The sequence below is a fragment of the Noviherbaspirillum cavernae genome (genome assembly GCF_003590875.1).
GTDB lineage: Bacteria > Pseudomonadota > Gammaproteobacteria > Burkholderiales > Burkholderiaceae_D > Noviherbaspirillum > Noviherbaspirillum cavernae.
In genome coordinates this window covers 2,735,663-2,760,287 of sequence record NZ_QYUN01000002.1, presented here as the reverse complement: position 1 = coordinate 2,760,287, position 24,625 = coordinate 2,735,663, and the positions used below count along the sequence as shown (strand labels likewise).

Below are 24,625 nucleotides of genomic sequence, written 5' to 3'. Positions count from 1 at the left end.
GAAGGCGCCCGTGTGGCGGGCGCCGCTGATCGTCGGCGTCGTGCTGCTGCTGCTTGCAGGCCTGACCTTCGCCGATGCGTTCCGGCTGGCGGTGAGTACCGGTCCGGGCGTCGGTCCCTCGGTGGCGATGAAGCTGGTCGCTGCCCTGCTGACCGTGCTCGGGGTGGCGCACCTCGTGCAGGCGTGGCGCAAGCGAGGGGAGCAGCAGCAGGCGCCACATCAGGGAGAAAAGGGCAATCCGCGCGCGCTGGCCTGGGTACTCGGCGGCCTGATCGTGCAGATTGCCGCATTGGCGTTTGGGGCAGGTTTCGTCGTCTCGTCGACCATTCTCTTTGTCGCCACCGCACGCGGATTCGGCCGTTCGCTGAAGTCGCTCGGCCCGGTGTATGGCCTGGTACTCAGCATCGCCGTCTACGTGTTCTTTACCAAGGCGCTTTCATTGTCGCTGCCAGCGGGCCCGCTGGAGAAACTGCTGCTGGGCTAAGAGCGTCTAGCACAATGAAGCGAAGCGGTTCTGAGTAGGGTTGAGCAGGGAATTCGGGCAGCCTGCTGCCCGCCTGCGAAACGGCACAGGCATGCAAGCCTGTGCGCGCCCTGCAAGGGCGCCGCCGCAGACAGTACGCCTGTACGGCAAGGGCGAAGCAGGGAATTCGCAAAGCATGCTTTGCGCCTGCGTAGCAGCCTTGGCTTGCCAGCCAAGGTGCGCCCTGCAAGGGGCGCAACACCCTCAGAATCATTTTGTTAGACGCTCCAAGGGGAATTCATGGATATTTTTGCACTCCTGGCAGAGGGCATCTGGGTCGCTCTGCAGCCCGGCAATCTGCTGTTCGCCGGTATCGGCGTTCTGCTTGGCACGCTGGTCGGCATCCTGCCGGGTATCAGTCCGTCGCTCACGGTGGCCTTGCTCCTTCCGGTGACGTTCAAGCTGGACCCGACCGGATCGATCATCATGTTTGCCGGTATTTATTTCGGCGGCATGTACGGCAGTTCCACCACGGCGATCCTGATCAACACTCCCGGCGAGGCGGCCTCGATTGCCACGGCAATCGAAGGCTACAAAATGGCCCGTGCCGGTCGCGGCGGTCCTGCGCTTGCGACTGCCGCGATCGGCTCATTCGTCGCAGGCACGATTGCCACCATCGGGCTGGCGGTGCTGGCGCCATGGATTGTCGAACTCGCGGTCCGGTTCGGGCCATGGGATTACTTTGCGCTGATGGTGGTCGCCTTCATTACGGTCTCGGCCACGTTTGGCGACTCCGTCCTGCGCGGCCTCACCAGCCTGTCGTTGGGATTGTTCCTCGGACTGGTCGGCATCGACAAACTGACCGGTCAGGCGCGGCTGGCTTTCGGCGTTCCCTCATTATTGGATGGCATCTCGATCACCACACTTGCCGTCGGCCTGTTTGCCATGGGCGAGGCCTTGTACATGGCCTCGCGTTTCACCGGCGTTGTCGAGAAGGTGGAGGCGGTACGCGGCTCCTTGTGGATGACACTGAAGGATTGGCAATCCTCCTGGAAGGCGTGGCTGCGCGGCACGCTGCTCGGATTTCCGATCGGTGCGCTGCCGGCGGGCGGTGCCGAGGTGCCCACGCTGCTGTCCTACACGCTGGAACGCAGGCTTGCCAAGAATCCCGAGCAATTCGGCAAAGGCGCGATTGAAGGCGTGGCCGGCCCGGAGGCGGCGAACAACGCCGCGGCCACCGGTACCCTGGTGCCCCTGCTGGCGCTCGGGCTGCCAACCTCTGCGACGGCCGCCATGCTGCTGGCCGGGTTTCAGCAATACGGGCTGGTGCCGGGGCCGCTCTTGTTCACCACCAATCCCGAGTTGGTCTGGGGTTTGATTGCCAGCTTCCTCGTCGGGAATCTGATGCTGCTGGTACTCAATCTTCCCTTGGTCGGCCTGTGGGTCAAATTGCTCGCCATCCCTCAGGCATGGCTGTATGCCGGCATCCTGGTCTTCGCCTCGATGGGAACGCTGGCAGCAAATCCCTCGGTGGTCGAACTCACCATGCTGGTGGTCTTTGGCGCGGTCGGGTATCTGATGCGCTGCTGGGATTATCCGGTGGCACCGATGATCGTGGGCCTCATCCTGGGGCCGATGGCGGAAAGCCAGTTCCGCAGGGCCTTGCAAGTCAGTCTCGGCGATTCCTGGGTGTTCTTCAAGCATCCGGTATCGGCCACGCTGATCGCCATCGCGGTCATCGCACTGATAGCGCCGATGGTCTTCAAGGGCTTGCGCCGATTCAAGGGCGGCGACGAGTAACAGGGCGCGGGTACGATGCGGCAGGGATCGACTGCTCCTGCCGCATCGGCCCCGGTTCCCTGAAATTTTCTCCACTGACAAGGGCGGCCATGAACGCAAGCAAATCCATCATCGCTCACCTCGCTCCCACCGGCAGGCTGCGCGCATCGATCAATCTGGGCAATCCGATTCTGGCAAATGCCGATCCCCAAACGCGCCAGCCCTTCGGCATCTCTGTCGATCTGGCGAACGCGCTGGCACAACGACTGGGTGTCGAGGCGGAATACGTCGTGTTCGACGCAGCGGGGAAAGCGGCTGATGCGTTGGCGCGCAACGAGATCGACGCGGGCTTCCTGGCAATCGACCCGGTGCGCGGCGAAGGCATCAGCTTCACGGCGCCTTATGTGCTGATCGAAGGATGCTATCTGGTTAGAAATGAATCGCCTGTCGTGAAAAACGAAGAGGTCGACCGACCGGGCATGCGTGTCGCGGTGGGTGCCGGCAGCGCATACGATCTGTTCCTGAGCCGGGAACTGAAACACGCGCAGATCGTCCGGGCCCCGACCTCACCCACGGTCGTGGACACATTCATCGAACAGGGACTGGAAGTGGCCGCCGGGGTCAGGCAGCAGCTCGAGTCCGATGCGGCGCGCTTCGGCGGCTTGCGCCTGCTGGCGGGACGATTCATGGTGATCAGGCAAGCCATGGCCACGCCAAAGTGCCGGCCGGCCGAAGTCGTCGAGTACCTTCGCGCATTTGTGGAGGAAATGAAGGCCTCCGGTTTTGTTGCGCAATCCCTTGAGCGGCACGCCATTGCGGGCGCTGCTGTTGCGCCGCTTTCGGATGAGTGACAAGCTGCGCTGTCGTCAAGCCGCTTCGCCTGCCGCTTCTCCTGCAGAGAGCAGGCGTTCATCGCATCATGCCGCCGCCATCAGATCGTGCGCAATGCGCTGATGCGCGAAGCGCGCGCCGCCGAACCAGGCGACAAGGCGGCGCGCGCGCTTGAAGTACAGATGCAGGTCGTATTCCCAGGTGAAGCCGATCCCGCCGTGCGCCTGGATGCAATCCGAGGTGACGCGCACCGCCATCTCGCAGCTTGCCGCCTGCGCTGCGTCGAGCGCGAAGCGCGCATCCGGCAAGCCGTCCTGCAAGGCGATGCCGGCGTAGTAGGTGGCTGACTTTGCGTTTTCCAGCATGACGAAGGCATCCGCCAGCTTGTGCTTGATCGCCTGGAAGCTGCCGATCGGCTGGCCGAACTGCCTGCGTTCACGCGCGTAGCCGAGTGTCATCTGCAAGGCCGCTTCGGCCGCGCCATTGAGTTCCGCACAATTGAACAGCCGCGCCGTGCCGAAGCATGCCATTTCACCTTCGGCATCGAGATGCACGCTCAGGCGCGGACCACTCACCGCATTGAATTCGACATCGGCAAGGCCGCAGATCACGTCGAGCGGCTGTCGCGGAATGCATGACAATCCTGGTGCATTCATGGCGGCCAGCGTCACCTCCAGCACTGTTTTTGCGCCATGCGTGCGGCGATTCGCCACCAGCAAATGCGTGGCGGCTTGCGCGTGTTCAACCAGCACCTTGCGTCCGTGCAGTGTTCCTTCCCTGGTCGCGCAGGCGCTGTCGGAAAACCAGTCGCCGTCCTGTTCGAGCTGCGCGAACGACGCATGCAATGCACCGCCGCACAATTCCTCGTACAGATAGGCCATGTCATTTGCCTCGGCCCGTGCGAGCAATGCGGGCAGCAAGACTGCGGTATCCCTGAACGAGGCGGGATACAGCGCGCGGCCCATTTCTTCGCCGAGCACGACGATTTCGACCGGGCCCATGCCGAGTCCGCCATCCTTCTCGGCAACCGCCAGCGCCGGCCATCCCAGCTCGGCTGCGAGCGCCCATGCCTCGCGGGCCACGCAAGGATCGTGTTCGCCGGCACGCAATCGTTCGCGCGGAATGCCCGCGAGCGCCTTGCGCGCGCTGTCGCGCAACATCTGTTGTTCGTCCGTGAATGCAAAGTTCATTTCGAGTCCTGTCAGCGTGGCGGATTCAGCGCGGCAAGTCCAGCGCGCGTTCGCCGATGATGTTTCTCTGGATTTCGGAAGTGCCGGCGAGAATGCTCTCGGCGCGCGTCCACAGATAGTCGCGCATCCAGCGCCCTTGCCGTGGCGCGTGGCTGTCCTGCGGTCCCGCAGCTGCGTCCGGCCCGAGGATGTCGGCGGCAAGCTCGTACAGCGCCTGATGCGTCTCGCTCCAGAACAGCTTGGTGTACGACGCTTCCGGCCCCGGCGGTTCGCCGCGCATCGCCTGCGTCAACACGCGATACGCATGCACGCGCATCACGTGCGCCGAGATGGTGAGCCGCGCGAGGCGATCGGCAATCACCGGATCCTCGATCACCGGCCTGCCGTTGCGCACGGTCCGCTGCGCGAGGACGACGATGTCCCGCAGTTCCTGCTGCAGCTTCACCTGGCGCGGAATGAAATAGGTCCCGCGCTCGAAGCTTGCGGCCGCCATCGCGATGCGCCAGCCGTCGTTTTCCGCGCCGACGAGGTTCTCGACCGGCACCCGCACATTGTCGAAGAAGACTTCATTGAACTCTTCCTCGCCGTTCATCTGGTGGATCGGCTTGACGGTGATGCCCGGCGACTTCATGTCGACCAGCAGGAAGGAGATGCCCTTGTGCTTGGCGACGGTCGCATCGGTGCGCACCAGCACGAAGCACCAGTGCGCGAACTGCGCGAAGCTGGTCCAGATCTTCTGCCCGCTGATCACGTAATGGTCACCATCACGCACCGCACGCGTCGCGAGCGAGGCAAGGTCCGAACCGGCGCCCGGTTCGGAATAGCCCTGGCACCAGATTTCCTCGTTGCGCAGCAGCGGCGCGAGGAAGCGCCGCTTCTGCGCCTCGCTGCCGAAGTGCGCCAGCGTCGGCGCGAGGATGCCCTGGCCGATGCTGTTGATCGACTGCGGGGCACCCGCGCGCGCGTACTCCTCATGGAAGATCGCCTGCTGCACCAGCGGCAGATTGCGTCCGCCATATTCCTGCGGCAGATTGAGTCCGGTCCAGCCATGCGCGCCGAGGTGCTTGTCCCACTTCAGGCGGAACTCGTCGCTGTGCCGTGCGACCTTGCCGCCGAAGCTGGTCTCGACGCTGCACAGGTTAACGTCGAGCCATGCGCGCAGTTCGGCGCGGAAGGCTTCATCCGCCGCGGAAAATGAAAGATGCATCGTGTCGCTCCTCAATCCACCTTCGCGCCGGAATCCTTGACCACCTTGGCCCACTTGACGAGGTCGGCCTTGATGAAGTCGGCGAACTGCTTCGGCGTGCCGCCGATGATTTCAAGACCGAGTCCGGCGAATTTCTCCTTCACCTCGGGCTGGGCCAGCACCTTGGTCACTTCGGCGTTGAGGCGATTGACGATTTCCGGCGAGGTGCCGGCAGGCGCGAGGATGCCGAGCCAGGGCATCGCTTCGTATCCCGGCAGACCGGATTCGGCCACCGTCGGCAGATCGGGCAGCAGGGTCGAACGCTTGGCCGAGGTGACGGCCAGCGCGCGCAGTTTGCCCGACTTGACATGCGGCATCGAGGACGCGGCGGCGTCGAACATGACTTGCAGCTGGCCGCCCATCATGTCGGTCAAGGCCGGTGCGCTGCCCTTGTAGGGGATGTGCGTCATCTCGGTGCCGGACATGCTCTTGAACAGTTCCATCTCGAGGTGGGTCGAGGTGCCGTTGCCGACCGAGCCGTAGTTCAGGCCGTTCGGCTTGCTCTTGGCCAGCTTGATCAGATCGGCGACCGATTTGACCGGCATGTCCTGACGCACCACCAGCACGTGCACCAGCGAAGACACCAGGATCACCGGCGCGAAGTCCTTGACGGTATCGAACGGCACTTTCGGATACAGCGCCGGGTTGATGGTCAGCGACGATGCGGCCAGTCCCAGCGTGTAGCCGTCCGGCGCGGATTTGGCGACGGCTTCGGACGCGATCATGGTACCCGCGCCGGGCTTGTTGTCGACGATCACCGGCTGGCCGAGATTGACGGCGAGCCTTTCGGCGATGATGCGCGCCATCGTGTCGGACGCGCCGCCGGGCGAGAACGGCACGATCAGCTTGACCGGTTTGGTTGGGTAGGGTGTCGTTGCATGTGCGGGCAGCGCACCGATCGAGAATGCGGCGATCAGGGCGGCGCAAAGGCGTGAACGAATTGTCATGCTTGTCTCCTTGTGGTTTGTAATTGCGGGCTTGTAGAACAACGACTTATTTCTCGCGCGGCGTCAGCATTGCCAAGGCATCGACCGCGACGGCACCTTCACCCGCTGCACGCAGCATCAGCGGGTTGACTTCAAGTTCGCTCAATTCCGGCCCGAGCGCGAGGGCGGCTTCCGACACTGCCGCGATGGCCTGGCAGGCGGCGGTCACGTCCGCAGGCTGGCGTCCGCGATAGCCGTCGAGCAGCGGCCATGCGCGCAGCTCGCGCAACATCTCTTGCGCCATCGCGGCATCGACCGGCAGGATGCGCTGCGCCACGTCCTGATACAGCTCGGTCAGGATGCCGCCGAGTCCGACCGTCATGACGAGGCCGAACACGGGATCGCGCGTGACGCCGACCAGCAGTTCGGCGGCGGATTTCTCCTGGCGCTGCAACAGCACACCGGTCAATCTTGCGTCCGGCATCTTCGCGCGCGCGGCGGCGAGGATTTCCTCGCAGGCGCTGGCGGCTTCCTGCGCGCTGCCGATATTCAGACGCACGCCGCCGATTTCGGTCTTGTGCAGGATGTCGGGACTGAGGATCTTGAGCACGCAGGGAAAGCCGATGCGCTGCGCCATCGACGCCGCTTCGGCGGGATTGGTGGCGACGGCTTCATGCGCGACCGGCACGCCGAAGGACGCCAGCAGTTTCTTGCCCTCGGCCTCGTCCAGCGCGACACGTTTTTTCGAACGAACCGTCTCGACGATATCGAGTGCGGATGCGGTCATTGCCGCGCGTTGCGGCATGGGCCGCCACGTCGCGCGCCGGCCATCCTGCCAGTGCAGGAAGGACGACAGCGCCGCCACCGCGCGTCCGGTTTCGGTGAAGACGGGAATGCCCGCCTGTTCCAGCGTTTCTCGCACGGTTGCATTGCCGGTGTCGATGGCGGCGATCAACTTGTCGGTCTTGCCGGCGGCCTCGACCAGTTCCGGCGTCAGGCGATCCAGCAGATAACCCGGCGCGTACATCACGATGGCGTCGACCTCGGCGCAGTCGAGCACAGTGCCCAGTGCCTCGGCGAAGAAGCCTTGCTGATTGACGACGTTGCCGGTGATGTCGATCGGGTTGGACACCATGCCGTAGTCGGGAATGCCCGCGCGCAGGGTGGCCTGCACGTCGGCCGGCAGGGTCGGGATCTCCACGCCGTGATCGCTGAAGCGGTCCGACAGCAGCGCGCCGAGCGCGCCCGAGATGGTGACGATGGCGATGCGCTTGCCGCCGGTCTTGTGGCGGAACTGCGCCAGATAGCAGAGGTCGGCCATGTGCGCCAGATCGTCGGCGCGCATCACGCCGAGCTGGCGCAAGGCGGCCTTGTAGACGCGCTGGTCGCCCGCCAGCGATGCGGTGTGCGAGGCGGCGGCTTCCTGGCCCTTGCTGCTGTCGCCCACCTTCAGCAGGATCAGCGGCTTGTTCAATTCACGGGCGCGCGCGACGGTGCGAACGAACCGTGCCCCGTCGCGCAAGCCTTCGACATAGCCCGCGACGCAATGCGTGGATTCGTCCTCCACCAGCCATTCGAGGTATTCGGAGAATTCCAGGCAGGCCTCGTTGCCGGTGTTGATCACGTAGTTGTAGCCGACGCCCTGCTTGCGGCCCACGCTGTACACGGCGGCGCAGACATTGCCGCTCTGCGTCACCAGTGCCGTGTTGCCCGGCTGCGCGGGTGGCGGCGTGTTCTTGAAGACGGAGGCGAAGGCGGTGTAGGCGTGCGTGTTGAGATTGGCGAAGCCCATGCAGTTCGGGCCGGCGACGATCATGCCCGATGCGGCGGCGAACTGCTCCAGCTCATCCTGCAGCGCCTTGCCTGCATCGCCCGCCTCGGCGAAGCCGGCCGCAAACACGATCGCTGCGGGGATGCCCTTGGCGTGGCAACGCTTGAGCGATGCCACCACGTCCTCTGCTGCAATCGCCAGCACCGCCAGATCGGCTGGGCCGGGCAGCGATTCCACATCGGGATAGCAGGTGAGGCCGCTGATGTCGGTGTATTTCGGATTGATCGGATAGATGCGTCCGGCATAGCCGTGCTGCAGCAGCAGGGCCAGCGGCATGCCGCCGACGCGGCCGGGATTGCTGGACGCGCCGATGATGGCGATCGAGTCGGGACTGATCAGGGGACGAAGATCGCGCATCATTGACCCGCCGCCTTGTTCTTCTGGATCGCGTTCGCGAGACCCTTGTCGCGCACCGCCTTGAATTCCTCGGTCACATGCGACAGCTGGTGCGTGTCGAAGTGCGCGGCCATGCTGTTGCGCATGCCCTGCGTGTCGAGGCAGCGGTTGAGCGAGCGTTTCAGCAGGCGCAGGCCGAAGGGCGGGGCCTTCGCGATGTGCTGCGCCAGTTCCATCGTGACATCGTCGAGTTCGGCGCGCGGCACGACGCGATTGACCATGCCGATTTCACGTGCATCCTCGGCTGACAGGCGCGCGCCGGTGAACAGCATTTCCTTCGCCTTGCGCAGGCCGAGCACCCACGGATGAATCAACACTTCGGTCGCGGCGGTTGCCAGCGTGTGACCGACCGGATCGGAAAAGTAGGCATCGTCCGCAGCCACGATCAGGTCGCACATGTTGGCGATCATGAAGCCACCGGCCACGCATGCGCCCTGCACCTGGGCGATGGTGGGCTTGGGCAGATCGAAGATGCGCAGGCAGTAGTCGTAGTAATACCGTTCCTCGTACTGCCAGCGTTCCTCCACCGTGAAGTTGGCGCGCTCCCGTTGCGCCTGCTTGAGATCGTGTCCGGCGGAAAAATGATCGCCCTTGCCGGCCAGCACAACGACATGCACGGAATCGTCACGCACCGCATGGCCGAGCGCGTCGTCGAGTTCCTGCAGCAACTGCTGGCTTTGCGCATTGCGCTGTTCGGGTCGGTTCAGCCAGATGCGCGCAACCGCGCCCTGTTGTTCATACAGTAAATGCTCGAAATTCACTTCGTCTCCTTTTTCACAATGTGATAGTTGTGCTATAGTTTTGTCGTTGATAGACATTACAACGGCATCCAATCCTGTGTCAACGCTTTATGAATAGTGAGCTGTTTGTTTCATTTGCTTACCGATGAATATTGTCACAATATGAAAGTTAATAAAAAAAAGAATGTAATAGAAACGCCTTCGCCAGTTCCGAGGGCGGCCACGGCGCGTTCCGGCACGCAAAGCATCGAACGCGCCGCACAATTGCTGCGCCTCGTCGCCGCGCATCAACGCGACGGCGTGCGTCTGACGCAATTGGCGGATCTGGCGCAACTCGACGTCTCCACCACCTACCGCATTCTCAAATGCCTGGTCGAAGAAGGCCTGATCGAGCAGCGCATGCCGGACAAGGCATATGCGCTCGGTCTGCTCTCGTTCGAGATCGGGCTGGCGGCGATGCAGCGCTCGCCCTTGCTGGAGCGCGCCATCCCGGCGATGAAAGCGATTGCCGCCGAAACCGGCGATACCGTGTACCTGGTGGTGCGCAGCGGCGACGAAGCGGTTTGCCTCCATCGCGAGGAAGGTTCATTCCCGATCAAGGCGCTGATGCTGGAGGTGGGCGGGCGGCGCGCCCTCGGTGTCGGCGCGGGCGGGCTGCATCTGTTGAGCAGCCTCGCCGACGATGAGATCGAGCAGGTTTGCGCGCGCAACAGGGCGGCGATCGCGCAATTTCGCGGCTTGTCCATCGCGGAGTTGCGCGACATGGTGCGCGACACGCGCGAGCGCGGCTACGGCGTCAGCCGCGACCGCCTGACCGAAGGCGTCAGCGGCATCGGCGTGGCGATTCCCAATCCCGACGGCACGCCTTATGCAGCAATCAGCGTCGCCGCGATATCCTCTCGTCTTCATCCCGAGCGCTACGCGGAAGTCGTGAAGGTCATTCAACATGCGATAGCCAGATTCCTGACGGAAAGATAATTTCTGGCAACGCACTGGTTCAACAGGAAAGCACAGCAATGCACAGCACGGATCAAGATCCGGATTCCACCGGCAACGAAGACCTGCCCAAGCGTCCATGGATCGTGTTGACCACGACCTATGACGTCGAGGCATGGATCGACAACTACAACCGCGAACTGCAGCGCGCCGTGCAAAAGGCGAATGCCAGCGGCTACGGCATCTGCTTCTATCTGGCCGAAGGCGGCGAGATTTTCATGCACACCGATCCCGATGGCGATGTCCTGCTCGACGTCACGCCCGAAGCCGAGTGGGTCGCACCCCTCATCACCGCAGCGACACGTGTGGAAGCGCCGTCCTCGCAGATATGGGCATTGCCCGGCCATGCCATGACGCAACTGGTGCTGGGACTGAGCAGCCTGATCGAGGCGACCAGAATCGTGCTCAGTCATGATTTCAGGTTGAAGAAGAAATATCTTTGACGCCGGCAAGGCTCGCGAAGATTCGTGGCGCGACGGCATCGTCGTGGTGGACGTCATGGTGGAATTACGCACCCGCATTCTGGTCGAAAAGGAAAGCCTGTTCACCCGCCGGTAACCACCATGTCCGACCTCGGCCTCACCCATGTCGCCTTGCCCGCTGTCAGCCTCGACGCCAGCATCGCGTTCTATGCACGCTACGCCTCGATGAAAGTGGTGCACCAGCGGCACGATGTCGTCTGGCTCAGTGACCTCACGCGCGCCTTCGCTATCGTGCTGATCAAGGCATCGTCCGTGCCGCATCCGCTGCAGCCCTGCGCACATCTGGGCGTCGGCGTTGCATCTCGCGACGAGGTGGATCGCTTGTGTGCGCTGGCCGGGGAAGAGGGCTGTCTGCTGCGCGAACCGCAAGACTACGGCCCGCCGGTCGGCTACTGGGCGCTCATTCGAGACCCCGACGGGCATACGCTCGAAGTGGCGCACGGGCAGGAGGTTGCGTTCACCATCGACTGCTCCGCGCACCAATCCGACGAATCACCGCACGCCACGGACACGTATTAGATTCACGCTGCACGGTCATTCCAGTGCAACGAGGAATCCCGAGCGTCGATAAAGCGCATGCGTCCGAAATTCCTCGCCATCGACTCCCCGGAGCGAACACGGCTCACGCAGCCCGCACCGAGGGCTTGATATTCTGGTTTTGCCGGAACAAGTTCTGCGGATCGTATTCATTCTTCACCCGCATCAGCCGTTCGAAGTTCCTGCCGTAAGCCTCCCCGATGCGCTCCCCTTCATCCTGCGTCATGAAGTTGATGTACACGCTGCCCGCCGCATGGGGCGCGGCCGCGGCGAAGAATTCGCGCGCCCAGGCGATGCACGCGCTGTCTTTCGACGGCTCGGTCCACCTCGCATGCACGTTCATCGCGTACAGCACATTGCGATGCGGATACGCCGTCGCGTCAGGCGCAGCACGGTTGGCCTCTCCGCCGATCAGGCCGAGGAAAATATCGCATTGCGGATCGGGCAGCTTGCCCGCGTACTCGATCACCGTATCGATTGCGCCTTCATTCAAAGACGCAAAATTGTGTGATTTCCAGTAGTTGCGCGCGCCGGCCGTCAGCAGCGGATCGAATGCCTGTTGCCATGCCGCATAAGGTGTCGCGCCCATGTGCTCACCGTACGGCTGGCCGAAGCTGCGCAGCGGCTCCACTGCGCGCCTGGCATCTTCCATTCCCATGGTGGAAAAGATCGGCAGCACGACCACGTTTCTGCCGTGCACCTCGGCGGGCAGGAAGGGCAGCGGCGGCGCTTGGCGCAGCACGGCCCACACGCTCAAGTCGTCGGGCATCTGGTTGACGAAGGCCTGGTATTGCGTGAGCACCTGCCTGGCCTGCTCGAACGGATAGACGATCAGCCCGCTGAAGATTTCCGGCCCGACCGGATGCAGCTGGAATTCGAAGCGCGTGACCACACCGAAATTGCCGCCGCCGCCGCGTATGGCCCAGAACAGATCCGGGTGTGCAGTGGCGCTGACGCACAGCCGTTTTGCATCGGCAGTAATGATTTCCGCCGATATCAGGTTATCGACCGTCAAGCCGTACTTGCGGCTCAACCAGCCGAATCCGCCGCCCAGCGTCAATCCCGCCACGCCCGTTGTCGAGTTGATGCCCAGCGGAGTGGCGAGTCCATACGCCTGCGCCTCATGGTCAAAATCGGCCAGCGTCGCGCCGCCTTCAACGTGGGCGCGGCGTTCCTCGGGATCGACGCAGACCGCTTTCATCGCGGACACATCGATCACCAATCCACCGTCGCACACGGCATTGCCGGCAATGTTATGGCCGCCGCCGCGTACCGCCAGCGGCACGTCATGGTCGCGCGCAAAGGCGACGCAGCGCATGACATCGGCCGCACCCGCACAGCGCACGATCATCGCCGGCCGGCGGTCGATCATTGCGTTCCAGATCTGGCGCGCGTCCTCATAGCCGGAGTCATTCGGCTGAAACATTTGCCCGCGCAGAGTCGATTTGAAATCGTCAATCACCTCATTCTTCATGCCTGTCATGATGCACCTCGACTGGATGAGCATGGATTTTCGAGGGGCAACGACAGTATCCTGCCCGTGGTGCCCCGACGCAGCGCCACTCGGCAACACTTGCGTAATGCACACACAAGGCAAGCGCACACGGAGCAGCGTCCCTTTCATACTAGGTACGCCGCCTCCGGATTCATTTTGATATTGCTCAAGGCGTGGAGCATTGCGTTGGACAGAGAAGGATAGAAGGCAAGATCAAGCGAATGCCGTTTGGGATCATGTGTTCCAAATAAACACCACGGAATTGGCCTGCATCCGTACCCTCAGGAAAGGAAATACAAGGGCATGCGAAGCGAAAGTTGGAACTCTTCATTGTGCATGTCGACTTCCTCCCGGCCTCTTCTTCGCGGGACTAAAGCGCGATGTGAGCTGCGGCCCGTCCGTCGTCACCAGTCTTCCGCAACCAGGTGATGACACAGTGGCGCAGGAGAACCAGGCGTCATTCGTTCCCCCGGTCCTCGGCCGATTTCTTCATGATCTCCGCAACATCCGACCGCGCATCGAACCGGTTGCGGCCTTCCTTGTAAAGTACAGCGCCGATACGTACCAGCGTTTCAAAGGTTTCCTCGGGCAGGCGGCCACGCGACTGCGCAAGAATCTGAGCCAGTTCCAGAATCACTGCATTGAGCGTTGGCGATTCGGGCGGCATGCTGTCCGCCTGCTGTCTGAACATGTCAAGAATTTCGTCCTGCGTCATGATGCCTCCGGTCTGGAGTCAACCAGTGTACTCGTAGCCAGGGTGGATGGCCCGGTCCTCATGCGTCAACCAGGCTGGTCAATGGGGAGTCCGGGAGCCTGACAGCTGGCAGGTGGCTCGTATTGATGCGCTCATCGCGCGGCAGTCTCAATCAAGCGGTTCGCCAAAGCCTCTTGGTGGGTGCAGGACATTGCTTTAAACGTCACTCCGCAGGCAGCGGCGCCGGTCCGCCCTGGAGCCAATGAAAGCCCTCGTGTTTGGTGATTGCAGCAATTTCGACAGGGGCACCTACGGTTTTCGGCCGTGAAACGGAGAATCGCACGAAGCCGATCGTGGTCTCGACAAGGAACCGCGCCAGTTCGGCGGCGTCCGATATGGGCATCGCTTCCAGGAACAGAAGTTCGTATAGTGCGGGGGCAAATCCGCTTCGGACACTTTGACCGTCGGCAGCCGTGATGCCTTGTTCCCGTGCAAGTTCATCAAAGCGACTGCCCAAGCCCAGCACCAGACGATCCAGCGCCTCTGCCTCGCCCGCCCAGCGCGGGCCAAAGTCCTCCTCGCGCTGTACGCATACCGGCGGCGGACAGTGCGTATCGTCCAGCAGCACGTCCCACGCTTCCGCCAGCGGCCTGCCTGCCGAGTATCCGCAAAGCCTGACTTGCGACCGGACCTGTCCCGCATAGGCTTGTGCCTTTTCCTCGAATAGAAATTGTCGCACCCGCCATGCGAGTTGCTCCACCGTATAGTCATCCCGATTCAGCGTCCAGTCCCGATACCGGGTGTCCACGCCGCGCAGTCGCACGCTCAGATCCTTCAACAGGGTGTCCACCGATTCGTTGCCTATGCCTCCCGCTCCTGCAACCATCACTCCCACCGGTATGCCGTCGACGATATTCCTGATCTTGCGCGAATGGTGATAAACCATGCCGCTGGCGAACGAACTTGCGCTGTCAGCCGCCATGACAACGCCGTCGTTGATCTTCACCGATACGAGTATGGTCATCCGGAACGCTCCTCTCCATCTTGATCATGTTGGCGCACGACCATGGGCGACATGTCGAAAGAATGCGCCGGCTTGATCGCGATCAAGTCGTCATAGTCGCGTGTTCATGCAGGGCCGGCATGCAGTTCGGGAAATGCGTTCAACCCGAAACGCGTGGCGGCCAGCATTGCTATTTTGCATCCCTCCTATGGCTGTAAAAGAACTGCAGCATATGACGCGCTGCAGGCGGCCCCTTCGGATCAGTGTAGGATCCCTTGCGATTTCCCCCTGACCACGCGTGGCCTGCACCATGCACGACCCAATGTTCGGCCACGACTTTCCCGCTGATGTCGTAGCTGAGTGTTCTCGTATAGGCACGGCCATTCGGCACACAGCCTTTTTCCACCTGGATTTGCGTGTCTGGCTTGTCTTTGTCAGACGCACCGCATGCTGACGCTGACTGACATTGCGACAGCGCCTGATCGCCATTGGATGGGTGAACAGTGGAATCGCGATCGCCGTGGAACACGATCGCCGGTACGACATGTCCGAACGAGGCGGGCGCCTTGCCACGGGCGACAAGCGGACCTTCTTTCCCATTGCTGCCTTTCATCGCCGCGAGTGCGGACGGCAAATCATGCGCAGCGCCATAAGGCAAGCCGGAGTGGATGCCGACGGCAGCATATAGTTCGGGATAAGTGGCGGCCATCACGGCGGCCATTGCGCCGCCCGCCGACAGGCCGGCGACGTAGATGCGGCTGGTGTCGATCCTGTAGTCGCGAGTGATCCTGCGCGTGATATCGGCGATGATTGAAGGCTCGCCCTGATCACGCCGCTGATGCTCCGGCTTGAACCAGTTCCAGCAATGCGACTCGTTCGCCTTTCGCAACTGCGCAGGGTAGACAACGAAACAGTTGTTCTCTTCTGCGACGTCATTCATGCCGGTGCCAGCGGCAAAATCGTCGGGGTTTTGTTTGCATCCATGCAGCATCACAACCAATGGCAGCGGCTCACCGCAATAGCCGCTCGGCACATAAAATTTGTAGGCGCGCGTTCCCGCATGGTTGCTTACTGATCCGGACAGGAATGTTCCTTTCCCTGCTTCATTGACTTCGACGTCCTCAATCGGCTGACGAGTTGACGGTTCCTGCCACTTTCCCCGAGTGAAGTGGAGGAAGTCGGTTTTGGATACGGATGGAGGGTTGATATCGACCAGCTCCGCCGGTCGCGTTTGACCCTTGGTGCGATCGTCATCCGGCATTGCAACGTCGGGCGTGCCGGCACCGTGCAGCGCGCGTTGGATTGCTTCCGTAGCGGCCATCGGGCCGGAGGTCTGAAGCAAGCGGGTAGCTTCGCATATCTGCGCGAGGAAATTTTCATTGGTTTTCATGAAGATCTTTCCGAAGGTACGACGGTTAATGAATCCGTCCAGCCAAAGCGGCCTTGACGGCTGCGCTGGCGTGCAATGCGCCCAGCACCGTGATGGAGTCGATGGTGGTCAATGCCAATTCCGGCGTCACGTCGGCGTCGATGCCGGCCAATCCCAGAACCTGTATCTGCAGTTTCTGTCCTGCGTCGCGCACGGCCTCCAGATCCGCACGGGAGTAATGTTGCAAGCCGAGCACCAGGCTTTTGCGAGCCACAGTCTGCTTGATGACGTCGCCATGCAGTTGTAGTTGATTGCGAATGGCGGTGCGGATCAGATCAGTGCGGTTGGAATAAAAGCCTTCCTGCACTAGCAGATCGATCTGCCCAAGGTCGACCAGGCCGAGATTAATGGTGACCTTTTCCGTTTCGCCTGCTCTTGGTCGACTGTCTTGCAACGTGAGTTCTTTTGCCATTTCTCAACTCCTCTTTGCCATCCATTCACCATCCACATGGAGTATCGATGGACGAATACAAGGGGCAAAATCGGAATCGAATCAAAACGTATCAATCTCGCTTGGCAGCAAGAAATAGATTGCCCGTGCTCAGCCCGTGTTCTGAATGTCCGATCGATCTTTGTTCAAATCAACATGCCACCGTCTTGGACTGATTTGGCAACTGGTCCGCTATATGCATGTTTTCGAGTAGCCGCTATAGTGACTGTGACAGACACCAACGCAAAGCAGCCCTGAAGCCCGTGAACCATGGCGAATGGTTTCACTTCTGTTTTCATTGAAGGTCGCTCATGGATGCGCAATTCGCAGCGATGTTCAATGCTTGCCTGGGAGTGACAAGGTGCAAAATGCAATGCTGAATCCAGTGCTCGAATTTTTGTCGAACGGCCTGTCGAATGCGGACGCCTGGCAAGTGGTGGCATATGCGTTTGCAACCACGCATATCACGATCGCCGCCGTGACGATTTACCTGCATCGTTGCCAGGCGCACCGGGCGCTGGAGTTGCATCCGCTCGCCAGTCATTTCTTCCGCTTCTGGCTGTGGCTGACCACTGGCATGGTGACCAGGGAGTGGGTTGCGATTCATCGCAAGCATCATGCAAAGTGCGAAACGAAGGATGATCCGCACAGCCCGAATACTCGCGGCATCTGGAAAGTTTTGTTTGAAGGCACGGAACTGTATCGCGCCGAAGCGAAAAACAAGGAAACAACGGAAAAATACGGCCACAGTACGCCGGAGGACTGGATTGAATCCCGCCTCTACGGCAAATATACCTGGCAAGGAGTCGGCCTGCTCTTGATTATCGATGTTCTGCTATTTGGCGTGATCGGATTGACTGTGTGGGCATTCCAGATGTTATGGATTCCGGTTACTGCTGCGGGAGTCGTCAACGGGATCGGACATTATTGGGGCTATCGGAATTACGACTGCCCCGATGCATCGACCAACATTTTGCCGATTGGCATTCTCATCGGTGGCGAGGAATTCCATAACAATCACCACACCTTCGCCACGTCCGCCAAGATGTCGTCGAAGTGGTGCGAGTTCGACGTTGGCTGGCTTTACATCCGCATTCTGGAAACGCTCCGCCTTGCGAAGGTAAAAAAGATCGCGCCCGTACCGAAATTCGACCGTAACAAGACGGTCGTGGATTCCGAGACTCTGCTTTCCGTGATTGCAAATCGTTATGACGTCACTGCGCGGTATGCTCGTTCTCTTCGCCAAGCCTGGCGCGATGAATTGGCCCGATTGAAAACCGAACCTACCTCCGAATTGAAGCTCCGGAAATCCGCGAAGAAGCTGTTACGACATGCACCCGGCAAGCTTGATGCGTTGGAGTCGGAGAAGCTGAGTCAGTTGTTTGCGCATAGCGAGGCGCTGCAGACGATGCTCGACATGCGTATGGAATTGGCCGACATCTGGAATTCCTCTCACGCCAGCCAGGAGCAGTTGCTGAGGCAGTTACGGGACTGGTGTACTCGTGCCGAAAATTCGGGCATCAAAGCCTTGCAGGATTTCTCGTTGCGCTTGCGCAGCTATTCCTGAATGAGCCTCATTGATCGGTGGCGGCGAGTGCGAGGCCGCTCGCTGCCAGCCGCGTCGCGAAAAAAAAGAAGTCAGCAACTTTGAAATTGCTGACTTCTTTTGAATGGCTGACAGAATGGTCAGCCATTGTTTTTTGTCAGATTCTATTTTCGTGTCATTTTTTATTTTGAATCGACAGTGAGACTTTCGTTACGCGAAATTCTTCGCAACGAAATCCCAGTTCACCAGGTTCCAGAATGCCTCGACGAATTTCGGACGGGCATTGCGGTAGTCGATGTAGTACGCGTGTTCCCACACGTCGCAGGTCAGCAGAGGCTTGTCTGCAGTCGTCAGCGGTGTGGCGGCATTCGACGTGTTGACGATGTCAACCGAGCCGTCAGCCTTCTTGACCAGCCAAGTCCAGCCGGAGCCGAAATTGCCGACTGCGGATTTGGTGAATTCTTCCTTGAACTTGTCGAACGAACCCCACTTGGCATTGATGGCATCAACCACTGCGCCGGCCGGAGCGCCGCCGCCGTTGGGCTTCATGCAGTTCCAGAAGAACGTGTGATTCCACACTTGCGCGGAGTTGTTGAACAGGCCGCCGGACGATTTCTTGATGATGTCTTCCAGCGAAGCGTTTTCGTATTCGGTGCCCTTGATCAGATTGTTCAAGTTGGTCACATACGCTTGATGATGCTTGCCGTAGTGGTACTCAAGTGTTTCCTTCGAGATGTGCGGCTGCAATGCGTCCATCGCGTATGGCAGGGTTGGCAGTGCATGTTCCATGACGTTCCTTTCTATTGTTTGAAGGGGATACTCTTTTTGAAAGAACTCAATTGTAAGTCGGATGCGGCTTGCCTGCATCAGTAGAACAGACCCCGAAATCGGTGCTGCGCAAGAGAATCATTCCAGCGTTGGCTGCACACTGGCAATGCCCACTTCGGCCGAACCTTCCGCCAGCCGCATCGTGACGACATCACGCGGACGCAGGTCGCGTGGCGCACGGACCAGCTTGCCCTTGCTGTCCATCACGATTGCATAGCCGCGCTCCAGCGTACGCCGCGGATTGAGCAATTCCAGCTGCGCCGCCAGCGCGCCGAGCGCCTGTCGCTCGCGCCCGGTGTTTGCCCTCATCAACGCGATCATGCGCCGCGCATCGTAGGTCAGCTGTGTCCGACGCGAGGCCGTGTCGGGCAACTGCGCCGCCAGCCGTGTCTGCAAATGTGTCAGCGAGAAACGAGCCTGCTTCAAAGGCGTGCGTGTCGCATGCGCAAGTCGGGCCTGGAAGCCGTGCAATCTGAGCCGCTCATGCGCAATGTACGTCGATGGGCTCACCAGCCGGCGCGATAGCCAGTCCAGCGTTTGCGCGGCATCAGACAAACGGCGTTTCATTGCACGCCGGAGATCGTCCGCGTGCGCATCGAGCGTTGCCAGCCAATCCGCGCGCGGCGGAGCCGCCAGTTCGGCGGCGGCGGTAGGGGTCGGCGCACGCAGATCGGCGGCAAAATCGGCAATCGTGACATCGGTTTCATGGCCGACGCCGGACACGACTGGCATCGTGGCGGCAGCAATGGCGCGGGCGACGATTTCCTCGTTGAACGACCACAAGTCCTCGATGCTGCCGCCGCCGCGGCATACTAGCAGCACATCGCATTCCGCACGGTTGGATGCGGTGGCAATGGCCTGCGCGATTTTCTGCGCCGCGCCTTCGCCCTGTACCGGCGTCGGATACAGAATCACGCGCACATGCGGCGCACGCCGGCGCAGCGTACTCAGGATGTCGCGCAAGGCCGCCGCCTGCGGACTGGTGACGATGCCTATCGTCCGCGCAAAGACAGGCAGCGCTCGTTTGCGCAGCGGATCGAACAGGCCTTCGGCATTGAGTTTTTCCTTCAACTGCAGGAAGGCTTCATACAGATTGCCGACGCCCGCTCGACGGATCGCTTCCACATTGAGCTGATAGTCGCCGCGCGGCGCATAGAGCGTGACCAGTGCGCGCACCTCGACCTTGTCGCCTTCGCGCGGCGTGAAGCCCGCATATTGCGCGCGACCGCGAAACATGACGGCTCGCACCTGGGCCGCATCATCCTTGAGCGTGAAATACCAATGTCCCGACGCGGCGCGCGTGAAATTCGAAATCTCGCCGGAAACCCACGCCAGCGGGAAATTGCGCTCCAGCATCCGCGCAACTGCCTGATTCAGCGCGGAAACCGAGACGACAGATGGCGTGGCGACTGGGTTTTCAGAGGAAGAGTCAGTATTCATGCGGCCTCCAAAGGCAAAACCTGTCCACAGGCGCGCCAAACTGTCATTTGATTGTCATAAATGATTGCGAACAACATATCTCGTTCTTAACCGGCTGATTTTAAAAAGAAAATGCGAAGGAGGGGAGTTGATTATTTGAAACAGAATTGTTTTTGCGACATGTTTTCTTGTTAGCCACGCTGCACTTGCTCACATACTTATCCACAGCGGCTGTGCAAAACTTTTCACTCTGAATTTCATTGCCGTGAGGCTTGATCCGAACGGCTCAACGCGATACATTCTGCATCCACCCGAAACAAACCCAGGAGCCTCTTTTGCTCGCCATTATTCAAGCTGCAGGCTGGCCGATCTGGCCGCTGCTGATTGCCTCTGTTGTTGCTTTGGCACTGATCGTCGAACGGATATTGTACCTGCGCCGTAAACGCATTCTTCCCCCGAATCTGCTGGACGAAGTCATCCGCGTCTATCACAACGGCAAGATTTCTCCCGAGGTCATCAATAACCTGGAACAGAACTCGCCGCTGGGACGGGTGCTCGCTGCCGGGCTGCGCAATGTGAACACGCCGCGCGACGTGATGAAGGAATCCATCGAGGAAGCCGGCGGCGGTACCGCACATGAACTCGAACGCTTCCTGACCACACTCGGCACGATCGCCACGCTGGCTCCGCTGATGGGCTTGTTCGGCACCGTGGTCGGCATGATCGAAATCTTCGGTGCGCAAAACGCGACCGGTACCAACCCTGCGCAACTGGCGCACGGCATTTCCGTCGCCTTGTACAACACCGGTTTCGGCCTCGCGGTCGCGATGCCGGCATTGGTCTTCTATCGTCATTTCCGTGCGCAGGTCGACAGCTTCATCGTCGACATGGAGCAGCAGGCGATCAGATTCGTCGATACCGTCCACGGCAACCGCAAATGAATTTCCGCAAAGGCAAGGGTCGCGAAGACCCCGAGATCAACCTGATCCCGTTCATCGACGTGCTGCTGGTCATCCTGATCTTCCTGATGGTCACCACGACCTACAGCAAGTTCACCGCATTGCAGATCACGCTGCCGACCGCCGATGCGGAAAAGGCGATGGAGCAGCCGTTCGAAATCAACGTCGGTGTCGATCCGCAAGGGCGCTACTTGATCAATAACATGCAGGTAGCGGCGCGCGACGCGAGCGGCCTCGCCGACGAGCTGAAGAATACGGCCAATGCGAACGGCCAAGGCAAAAAGGATCCGGTCGTGATCATCAATGCCGACGCGACGGCTGCACATCAGTCGGTGATCAATGTGCTGGAGGCGGCGCGTCTGGCCGGTTTCGAAAAACTCACCTTCGCGGCGCAGACGAGCGGCAGAAAATAACAGACCGGCAGTGAGCGGCCTCGGCTCGTTTGCCGGAAACGCCGCAGCCGCCCATGATCGGTGGCAACGCGGCCATTCATCCACGGAACCGCTCGCTTGACCCTCCAACGCCCATCACTTGAATCGATCCTGACCCGTGCGTGGATGCGGCGTGGCTTGCTCGCGTGCACCCTGTGGCCTGTATCTCTGTTGTTCCATGGCGTCGTTGCGCTGCGGCGCAGACTCTATGCAGTCAGCGTGCTGAAATCCACCCGACTTCCTGTTCCGGTGATTGTCGTTGGCAACATCTTCCTCGGCGGTACCGGCAAGACGCCATTGACCATCTGGCTGGTCGACGCCTTGCGTCGGGCGGGCTATGTCCCGGGCGTGATCTCGCGCGGTTACGGCGCGCACAATGATGTGCCGCAGCCGGTGTCGGCCGGCTCCTTGCCGCAACAGGTCGGGGACGAGCCGGTGCTGATCGCGACGCGCGCCCAATGTCCGGTGATGGTCGGACGCAATCGTGTGGCGGCGGCAACAGCCTTGCTCGCGGCGCATCCGGAAGTCAATCTGATTGTGTCCGATGATGGCCTGCAGCACTACGCTCTGGCGCGGGATGTGGAAATCGTCTTGTGCGATGCGCGCGGCAATGGCAACGGCTGGCTGTTGCCGGCGGGGCCCTTGCGCGAACCGGCATCGCGGCCGCGTGACTTTACGGTTGTCAACGGCGCGCATCGTCCGCACGATATTCCGCATTCCACCATTTTCATGCGTCTGGTCGGCGACGTCGCGGAACGGCTGGTGGACAGATCGCAGCGGGTTGCGCTCCATTCCCTGCCGACATTGCGCGGTGATGGGCGACCGGCTCGCATTGTCGCCGCGGCCGGCATCGGCAATCCCGCGCGCTTCTTTGCCATGTTGCGCAATGCCGGGGTCATATTCGAGGAAATGCCGCTTGCGGACCATTACGATTTTGACGTCAATCCTTTTGCGGAAAGTTCGGCCGATATGATCCTGATTACGGAGAAGGATGCAGTAAAATGCATCCATCATGGCGCGTTGAAGAACGATGAGCGGCTCTGGGTGGTTCCGGTGGCTGCCCGGATCGATGCCGCGTTCGCCGAACAAATTGTGGAGAAATGTCGTGGATAGCCGACTGCTTGATATCCTGGTTTGCCCGATCTGCAAGGGCCCGCTCAAATTCGATAAGACTGCGCAGGAGTTGATCTGCAATGCGGACAAGCTTGCCTATCCGATTCGCGACGGCATTCCGATCATGTGGGCGGACGAAGCGCGTGACCTGAATGCAGCGCCCGAGACAGTACCCCTCCGCTAGCACACTCCAACTCCGCTGCCTGCCCGACCCGGGCCGTGTTCATGCACGGCTCGCCGAACAACCCCGATTCATCCGCTCCGATGTCCTTTATCGTCATCATTCCTGCCCGTCTGGCTTCGACACGCCTGCCCAACAAGCCGCTTGCCGATCTGGGCGGCAAACCCATGGTCGTGCGGGTTGCGGAACGGGCGGCCTTGTCGGGAGCGTCGGAAGTCGTCGTTGCCACTGATCACGCGGGTATCGTTGCCGCATGCGAGCAGCATGGCGTGCAAGTGCGCATGACGCGCAGCGATCATCCGTCGGGTACCGACCGCATCGCCGAGGTCGCTTCTTCCATGGGACTCGCAGCGGACAGCGTGGTGGTCAATGTGCAGGGCGATGAGCCGCTGATCGATCCGGCCCTGATCGCCTCGACGGCAAGCCTGGTCAAGAATGGGGTACCGATGGCGACCGCCGCGCATCCGATTCATGAGGCCGCGGAAATCTTCAATCCGAATGTAGTGAAGGTGATTCTGGACAAGGCGGGCAGGGCGCTCTACTTTTCACGCGCCACCATTCCGTGGAATCGCGACGGCTTTGGTGGATCGACGGCGGCGGTGCCCGCAGGCTATACCGCATTGCGGCATATCGGCCTTTACGCCTACAGCAATGCTTTTCTGCAGACTTATCCCACGCTTGCATTGTCGCCGCTGGAACAGGTCGAGGCATTGGAGCAATTGCGGGTGCTTTGGCATGGTTTTCCGATTGCCGTTCATGTCACGCAGGATGCTCCGGCCGCAGGTGTCGACACGCCGGAAGACCTGGCGCGCGCGCGGCGGCATTTCATTCATCACTGAGCGAAAATCAAGGTCAAGCCATCGTTTGGATGGGATTCTGTGGTAAGTTTCGTGCAAAGTTATTTCCGGTAAAGTCGCCGCGGAGGAGACGTGGGGCCGTCCGGATGCGATATCAGAATTTAAAACTCAATTAGGAAACTGTCATGCGCCTCATTCTTTTAGGAGCGCCTGGTGCCGGCAAGGGCACACAAGCCAATTTCATCAAGGAAAAATACAACATCCCGCAGATTTCCACCGGCGACATGCTGCGCGCCGCCGTCAAGGCAGGCACACCTCTCGGTCTGGAGGCGAAAAAGGTGATGGATGCGGGCGGCCTGGTGTCGGACGACATCATCATCGGCCTGGTCAAGGATCGTCTCAAGCAAGCGGATTGCGCCAACGGTTATCTGTTCGACGGTTTTCCGCGCACCATTCCGCAGGCTGATGCAATGAAGGAGGCCGGTGTCGGCATCGATTACGTACTGGAAATCGATGTGCCGGATGAAGCAATCATCGAGCGCATGAGCGGCCGTCGCGTGCACCAACCGTCGGGCCGTACCTATCACGTCAAGTTCAATCCGCCGAAAGTCGCGGGCAAGGATGATATGACGGGCGAAGAGCTGATTCAGCGTGACGACGACAAGGAAGAAACGGTGAAGAAACGGCTTGCCGTCTATCATGATCAGACCGAGGTGCTGGTCGATTACTACAACAAGTGGGCCGTGTCGGGCCAGCCCGGTGCGCCGAAATATCGCAAGATTGCAGGTGTCGGACCGGTCGATACAATCCGCGACAAGGCATTCGCGGCATTGGCGGAATAGGAAAAAGCGGACTTCATGTCCGCTTTTTTGTTTTCCGCGAC

Annotated in this window: 25 protein-coding genes; 13 read left to right on the top strand and 12 right to left on the bottom strand. The window is 60.7% G+C overall.

What is annotated here, in order from left to right; genetic code table 11:
• Nucleotides 1–10 precede the first annotated feature (10 nt).
• The 3 genes from D3870_RS12975 to D3870_RS12960 all read left to right on the top strand — a co-directional run bounded on the left by D3870_RS12975 (nucleotide 11) and on the right by D3870_RS12960 (nucleotide 3,093).
• Nucleotides 11–484 carry a tripartite tricarboxylate transporter TctB family protein gene (locus D3870_RS12975; RefSeq protein ID WP_242489968.1) on the top strand — a complete coding sequence of 158 codons (474 nt, stop codon included), beginning with the start codon at nucleotides 11–13 and terminating at the stop codon, nucleotides 482–484.
• A gap of 279 nt (nucleotides 485–763) precedes the next feature.
• Nucleotides 764–2,263, top strand: coding sequence for a tripartite tricarboxylate transporter permease (locus tag D3870_RS12965; RefSeq protein WP_119739686.1), 1,500 nt, complete (start codon nucleotides 764–766; stop codon nucleotides 2,261–2,263).
• 89 nt (nucleotides 2,264–2,352) lie between these two features.
• Nucleotides 2,353–3,093 (top strand): ABC transporter substrate-binding protein, encoded by a 741-nt coding sequence (locus D3870_RS12960; protein WP_119739684.1) that lies wholly within the window; start codon nucleotides 2,353–2,355, stop codon nucleotides 3,091–3,093.
• Nucleotides 3,094–3,159: 66 nt separating this feature from the next.
• Here D3870_RS12960 and D3870_RS12955 read toward each other — a convergent pair whose 3' ends face one another.
• Genes D3870_RS12955 through D3870_RS12935 form a run of 5 tightly spaced genes read right to left on the bottom strand, consistent with a single transcriptional unit; the run spans nucleotide 3,160 to nucleotide 9,423 of the window.
• A complete protein-coding gene (locus D3870_RS12955) occupies nucleotides 3,160–4,263 on the bottom strand; it encodes an acyl-CoA dehydrogenase family protein (RefSeq protein WP_119739682.1) in 1,104 nt (367 codons plus the stop codon).
• Nucleotides 4,264–4,288: 25 nt separating this feature from the next.
• The gene (locus D3870_RS12950) at nucleotides 4,289–5,470 is read right to left on the bottom strand and encodes an acyl-CoA dehydrogenase (protein WP_119739680.1); all 1,182 of its coding nucleotides are present in this window, start codon (nucleotides 5,468–5,470) and stop codon (nucleotides 4,289–4,291) included.
• Between the two features lie 11 nt (nucleotides 5,471–5,481).
• Nucleotides 5,482–6,456, bottom strand: a complete 975-nt coding sequence (locus D3870_RS12945) for a tripartite tricarboxylate transporter substrate binding protein (protein ID WP_119739679.1) — start codon at nucleotides 6,454–6,456, stop codon at nucleotides 5,482–5,484.
• Between the two features lie 46 nt (nucleotides 6,457–6,502).
• Complete coding sequence (locus D3870_RS12940; RefSeq protein WP_119739677.1) at nucleotides 6,503–8,626, bottom strand: acetate--CoA ligase family protein; 2,124 nt, start codon at nucleotides 8,624–8,626, stop codon at nucleotides 6,503–6,505.
• Entirely contained in the window at nucleotides 8,623–9,423 is an 801-nt protein-coding gene (locus tag D3870_RS12935) for an enoyl-CoA hydratase (protein WP_242489967.1), read from the bottom strand. The genes D3870_RS12940 and D3870_RS12935 overlap by 4 nt, the downstream gene beginning before the upstream one ends.
• A 141-nt stretch (nucleotides 9,424–9,564) precedes the next feature.
• Between D3870_RS12935 and D3870_RS12930 the strand changes: the two genes are divergently transcribed.
• From D3870_RS12930 to D3870_RS12920, 3 genes are all read left to right on the top strand, one after another.
• On the top strand, nucleotides 9,565–10,380 hold the full coding sequence (locus D3870_RS12930; RefSeq protein WP_119739673.1) for an IclR family transcriptional regulator: 816 nt from the start codon (nucleotides 9,565–9,567) through the stop codon (nucleotides 10,378–10,380).
• A 38-nt stretch (nucleotides 10,381–10,418) separates the two neighbouring features.
• The gene (locus D3870_RS12925; protein WP_119739671.1) at nucleotides 10,419–10,841 is read left to right on the top strand and encodes a hypothetical protein; all 423 of its coding nucleotides are present in this window, start codon (nucleotides 10,419–10,421) and stop codon (nucleotides 10,839–10,841) included.
• Nucleotides 10,842–10,961: 120 nt separating this feature from the next.
• Entirely contained in the window at nucleotides 10,962–11,399 is a 438-nt protein-coding gene (locus D3870_RS12920; RefSeq protein ID WP_119739669.1) for a VOC family protein, read from the top strand.
• 103 nt (nucleotides 11,400–11,502) lie between these two features.
• Here the strand turns inward: D3870_RS12920 and D3870_RS12915 are convergent, their stop codons facing one another.
• The 5 genes from D3870_RS12915 to D3870_RS12895 form a co-directional block, all read right to left on the bottom strand.
• Nucleotides 11,503–12,900, bottom strand: coding sequence for an FAD-binding oxidoreductase (locus D3870_RS12915; protein WP_119739667.1), 1,398 nt, complete (start codon nucleotides 12,898–12,900; stop codon nucleotides 11,503–11,505).
• 469 nt (nucleotides 12,901–13,369) lie between these two features.
• Complete coding sequence (locus D3870_RS12910) at nucleotides 13,370–13,627, bottom strand: hypothetical protein (RefSeq protein ID WP_119739665.1); 258 nt, start codon at nucleotides 13,625–13,627, stop codon at nucleotides 13,370–13,372.
• A gap of 202 nt (nucleotides 13,628–13,829) precedes the next feature.
• A complete protein-coding gene (locus tag D3870_RS12905; RefSeq protein WP_119739663.1) occupies nucleotides 13,830–14,630 on the bottom strand; it encodes a hypothetical protein in 801 nt (266 codons plus the stop codon).
• A gap of 169 nt (nucleotides 14,631–14,799) precedes the next feature.
• The gene (locus tag D3870_RS12900; protein ID WP_119739661.1) at nucleotides 14,800–15,999 is read right to left on the bottom strand and encodes an extracellular catalytic domain type 1 short-chain-length polyhydroxyalkanoate depolymerase; all 1,200 of its coding nucleotides are present in this window, start codon (nucleotides 15,997–15,999) and stop codon (nucleotides 14,800–14,802) included.
• Nucleotides 16,000–16,024: 25 nt separating this feature from the next.
• The gene (locus tag D3870_RS12895) at nucleotides 16,025–16,450 is read right to left on the bottom strand and encodes a CopG family transcriptional regulator (protein ID WP_119739660.1); all 426 of its coding nucleotides are present in this window, start codon (nucleotides 16,448–16,450) and stop codon (nucleotides 16,025–16,027) included.
• A gap of 391 nt (nucleotides 16,451–16,841) precedes the next feature.
• On the opposite strand from D3870_RS12895, the gene D3870_RS12890 reads away from it, so the two are divergent.
• A complete protein-coding gene (locus tag D3870_RS12890) occupies nucleotides 16,842–18,035 on the top strand; it encodes a DesA family fatty acid desaturase (protein WP_119739658.1) in 1,194 nt (397 codons plus the stop codon).
• A gap of 189 nt (nucleotides 18,036–18,224) precedes the next feature.
• On the opposite strand, the gene sodB is transcribed toward D3870_RS12890, so the two are convergent.
• Nucleotides 18,225–18,803, bottom strand: coding sequence for a superoxide dismutase [Fe] (gene sodB / locus D3870_RS12885; protein WP_119739656.1), 579 nt, complete (start codon nucleotides 18,801–18,803; stop codon nucleotides 18,225–18,227).
• A 117-nt stretch (nucleotides 18,804–18,920) separates the two neighbouring features.
• Nucleotides 18,921–20,282: an exodeoxyribonuclease VII large subunit gene (xseA, locus tag D3870_RS12880; protein WP_119742063.1), complete on the bottom strand. Its 1,362-nt coding sequence runs from the start codon at nucleotides 20,280–20,282 to the stop codon at nucleotides 18,921–18,923.
• A 314-nt stretch (nucleotides 20,283–20,596) separates the two neighbouring features.
• Between xseA and D3870_RS12875 the strand changes: the two genes are divergently transcribed.
• The 6 genes from D3870_RS12875 (at nucleotide 20,597) to adk (ending at nucleotide 24,584) form a co-directional block, all read left to right on the top strand.
• Nucleotides 20,597–21,202 (top strand): MotA/TolQ/ExbB proton channel family protein, encoded by a 606-nt coding sequence (locus tag D3870_RS12875; RefSeq protein ID WP_119739654.1) that lies wholly within the window; start codon nucleotides 20,597–20,599, stop codon nucleotides 21,200–21,202.
• Nucleotides 21,199–21,633 (top strand): ExbD/TolR family protein, encoded by a 435-nt coding sequence (locus D3870_RS12870; protein WP_119739652.1) that lies wholly within the window; start codon nucleotides 21,199–21,201, stop codon nucleotides 21,631–21,633. Before D3870_RS12875 ends, D3870_RS12870 begins: the two co-directional genes overlap by 4 nt.
• A gap of 96 nt (nucleotides 21,634–21,729) precedes the next feature.
• Nucleotides 21,730–22,764, top strand: a complete 1,035-nt coding sequence (gene lpxK, locus D3870_RS12865) for a tetraacyldisaccharide 4'-kinase (protein ID WP_119739650.1) — start codon at nucleotides 21,730–21,732, stop codon at nucleotides 22,762–22,764.
• On the top strand, nucleotides 22,757–22,948 hold the full coding sequence (locus D3870_RS12860; protein WP_119739648.1) for a Trm112 family protein: 192 nt from the start codon (nucleotides 22,757–22,759) through the stop codon (nucleotides 22,946–22,948). Before lpxK ends, D3870_RS12860 begins: the two co-directional genes overlap by 8 nt.
• Before the next feature lie 80 nt (nucleotides 22,949–23,028).
• Nucleotides 23,029–23,784, top strand: coding sequence for a 3-deoxy-manno-octulosonate cytidylyltransferase (kdsB, locus tag D3870_RS12855; RefSeq protein WP_119739646.1), 756 nt, complete (start codon nucleotides 23,029–23,031; stop codon nucleotides 23,782–23,784).
• Between the two features lie 143 nt (nucleotides 23,785–23,927).
• Nucleotides 23,928–24,584 (top strand): adenylate kinase, encoded by a 657-nt coding sequence (adk, locus tag D3870_RS12850; RefSeq protein ID WP_119739644.1) that lies wholly within the window; start codon nucleotides 23,928–23,930, stop codon nucleotides 24,582–24,584.
• The last annotated feature ends 41 nt before the right edge of the window (nucleotides 24,585–24,625 follow it).